At 70.7% G+C, this 2,960-nt stretch carries 3 protein-coding genes; 1 reads left to right on the top strand and 2 read right to left on the bottom strand.

Annotated elements, in window-relative coordinates:
• Positions 1-20: 20 nt before the first annotated feature.
• Positions 21-1,955 (bottom strand): ATP-binding protein, encoded by a 1,935-nt coding sequence (locus tag ACIHFD_RS67700; protein WP_397375939.1) that lies wholly within the window; start codon positions 1,953-1,955, stop codon positions 21-23.
• A 92-nt stretch (positions 1,956-2,047) separates the two neighbouring features.
• Positions 2,048-2,617 carry a D,D-peptidase/D,D-carboxypeptidase VanY-N gene (gene vanY-N / locus ACIHFD_RS67695; RefSeq protein WP_397375938.1) on the bottom strand — a complete coding sequence of 190 codons (570 nt, stop codon included), beginning with the start codon at positions 2,615-2,617 and terminating at the stop codon, positions 2,048-2,050.
• Between the two features lie 164 nt (positions 2,618-2,781).
• On the opposite strand from vanY-N, the gene ACIHFD_RS67690 reads away from it, so the two are divergent.
• On the top strand, positions 2,782-2,960 hold a 179-nt coding region (locus tag ACIHFD_RS67690), incomplete at its 3' end, for a response regulator (RefSeq protein WP_397375940.1).

Here is a 2,960-nt window from a genome sequence, read left to right as displayed (position 1 = left end):
TCGAGGCACGATGTGGCGGCTCAGGTGGACCGGTACGCCGGTGCGCCGATGCCATACAGCTCGCGGTGCCACAGGTCGGCGCAGACGCGTTCGATGCCGGCCGTCAGGTGGCGGCGGTAGGTGGTGAAAGGGAGGCCGAGTCGTTCCGCGGCCAGCTCCTGGGTGGGCGTGCCGGGCAGGAACGTGACGGACAGCGCCCGGTGGAACTTGACCGAGCGCGGATCCTCACGCAGGCCGTCGATCGCCTGGCGGAGCAGGTCACCCAGTGCCGTGGCCGGGCTCCGCCCGGCCCGCTCGGCGATCAGCCTGGTGCGCGTCAGCGGGGAAGCGGCCAGCCCGTCCAGCCGAGACAGCTGGCGCAACGCCTTGCGAACAGCCTCGGCGAACTCCGCCTGGGACAGCACCGCCAGCTCCGACGTCGCGGCAGGCCCCGCGTGGAGCGGTCGGTTCATCCGCTCCAGCCACGCCTGCGGCGGCACCGCGCGCCAGTCATGAACGAACAGGCCGTACGCGTCGTCCCCCAGTTGTGGCTGCTCGGAGATGTCACGCATCCCGTACTGCCGCTGCTTCGGATGCCGTATCTCGACATATGACCATGCCATCCGCTCGGACCGCAGACAATTGCCGATCACCCGCCACTGGATCAGATCCACCACCGGCGAGTTCCCCCGATACGGCGGCAGCGCCCACAGCCGGCTGACCGCCAGATGTTCACCGGCGCGCAACGGCGTGGTGGCACGCGCATGCGCCCACGCCCTGGCCACGATGGGATCGGCCGCAAGCTCCTCCTCATCCGGTTCCGCCAACCTCAACCACGCGGAGAAAGCCACGGGCTCGCCGGTTTCGGTCCGCCGATACAGCCGGAACGCCTCCGGCTGACGTTCCGCCCAGAAGGCGGCGCAGCCCGCACCCTCCGCCGCCACCCGGAGCAACGTGCCGAAGTCCTCCTCCCGCAACACCTCTTCCTGGAACTCGTCGTGGCGGCCACGGAAATCGGCCGGCGCCCCGTTGTCGCGATGCAGGTAGAGCAGCGCCGCCACCGCGCCGGGCACGTCCACGTCGTTCGCCGTGCGCACCCGCTCCGCCAGCTGCGCGTGGATGCGGTCGTGCATCGCCGCGTACCCCTCGGGATCCCGCCATCGCAGGTCCGCCTCCAGCAGCTCCCGCACCACGTCATTCGGAACCAGCCCGCGGCGGCTCGACTCCACGAACGGCAACCGCCGCAACCACCGGAACAACCTCCCGGCGTCCTCCGGCAAGGCCGCCCGCAGCAGGTCCTCCGTCGTCGTGTACGCATGCGCGCAGATCTCCAGAGCATGCCGGTGCGCAGCCGAAGGCAGCTCGCCCACCAGCTGATCCAGCAACGTGGCCACCACGTCCTGATGCGGCATCCACCGCCGGCCGGCCTCGCCGTCCTTCACCGCCACGGCCGCCCCCAGCAGCAGCGCCAGCGGATGACCACCGGCGAAGGCCAGCAGCGGCTCGCGCAACTCGGCCGGCACCCCGGAGGAGTCCATCAGGGCCTGCGCGTCTCCGGCCCGCAGGTCGCGCAGCGGCAGCACCTCCAGCGCCCCTGCCCACCCCGGATCCGCCTGCCACCGCATATCCGGCGGATTCCGCCCGGCGATCACCACCAGCGCCCCCATGGGCACCCGCGGCAGGAACCGCTCGCGCAGCCATCCCTCCAACCCCTGAATGCGTTCGAAGTCGTCGACCAGCAGCACCGCGTCCGCATCGCGAAGCACCGGCCCGGCCTCGGAGGCCGCCGGGTCCAACATGCGCCCGTCCACCATGGACACCGGCCGTCCCGCCACCTCGGCCTCGTGAGCGAACCGCCGCAACAGGGCCGACTTCCCGATGCCGCCGGGACCGTGCACGTACAGAACGCTGCAGCCGCCGCCGTACAACGCCGCGTTGAAGACCGCGAGCTCTTCCTCCCGCCCCACGAACGCCATCTCGCGCGCTGCTTGCAGACGCCATCCCAGCAAGCCGGACTTGTTGTCACTCCCCGATGACATACCCTGGCCCTCTCCGAACGCCCGGTCGATCATGAGCTCCCGTTCTCGATGTCGTAGCCCACGCCGGGGTGGGGCCGTCGTCGTGGTGGCCTGCCGCGGCAGTCGGGGCGGTGTTCGAAGTGCCACCACTCGTTGTCGTACATGCGGTACAGGTCGTAGCGGGCGCCGTGGTCCTCGAGCCAGCGCGCGCCTTCGTGGGGGCGCACGTCCAGCGCGATGCCCTTGACGTGGGAGGATTCCGCCGGTGGGAGCACGAGCATGCGTGCCAGGGTCGCGGAGCCGCGGCGGCGCACCTCGTCCTCGAACATCTGTTGCTGGACGAGGGGGTCGCGGTAGCCCGAGGTGAGGCCGAGGAGCTGGCCGTGACGCCACAGCGCCTCGGTGCGGGCCGCGGTGAACGCCGCTCTGGCGCCGTCGGTGAGCCCGGTGAGGTCTTCGGCGGGGAAGCGCATCCGTAACGCCCAGTGGCAGGCCTGTTGGCGGGCCCGGCCGGGGCGGCGGAGGAACGCCGCAGGTAGCAGGAGCACGGCCAGCACCAGCGTGACCACGGCATACAGCCGGTCTCGGGGCCGAAGGGGGATGGTGCGTGGTTCGTCCATGACGAACTACGATTGGCGCCGAATGTGCGCGCGTTGTCCGCCCGATGTCATCGTTTGTCGACGGCGGCGAGTACCGGCGTGATCGTGACACAACGATGACATGGCGCGGACGGGGTGGGGACACGGCCGGTCGACAGTGGACGGGGTGGACCGGCGGGTGAGGTATGGAGCGTGCTGTGATGAGCGGCGGCGTGTCGCGGGTGTTGTTGATCGAGGATGACCCGGCTGTGCGGGAGGGTCTTGAGCTGGCCTTGACCCGGCATGGGCATCGGGTGAGCGCGGTGGAGTCCGGTGAGCGGGGGCTGGAGCTGCTGCGTGCGCAGCTTCCCGATGTGGTGGTGCT

It is taken from the genome of Nonomuraea sp. NPDC051941 (assembly GCF_044593615.1).
This window is presented reverse-complemented; position numbering and strand designations above follow the sequence as displayed.

What these genes read in the sequence shown, in the direction of transcription:
- vanY-N (WP_397375938.1), bottom strand. Translation starts at nt 2,617, where the DNA reads ATGGACGAACCACGCACCATCCCCCTTCGGCCCCGAGACCGGCTGTAT.
- ACIHFD_RS67700 (WP_397375939.1), bottom strand. Translation starts at nt 1,955, where the DNA reads ATGGCGTTCGTGGGGCGGGAGGAAGAGCTCGCGGTCTTCAACGCGGCG.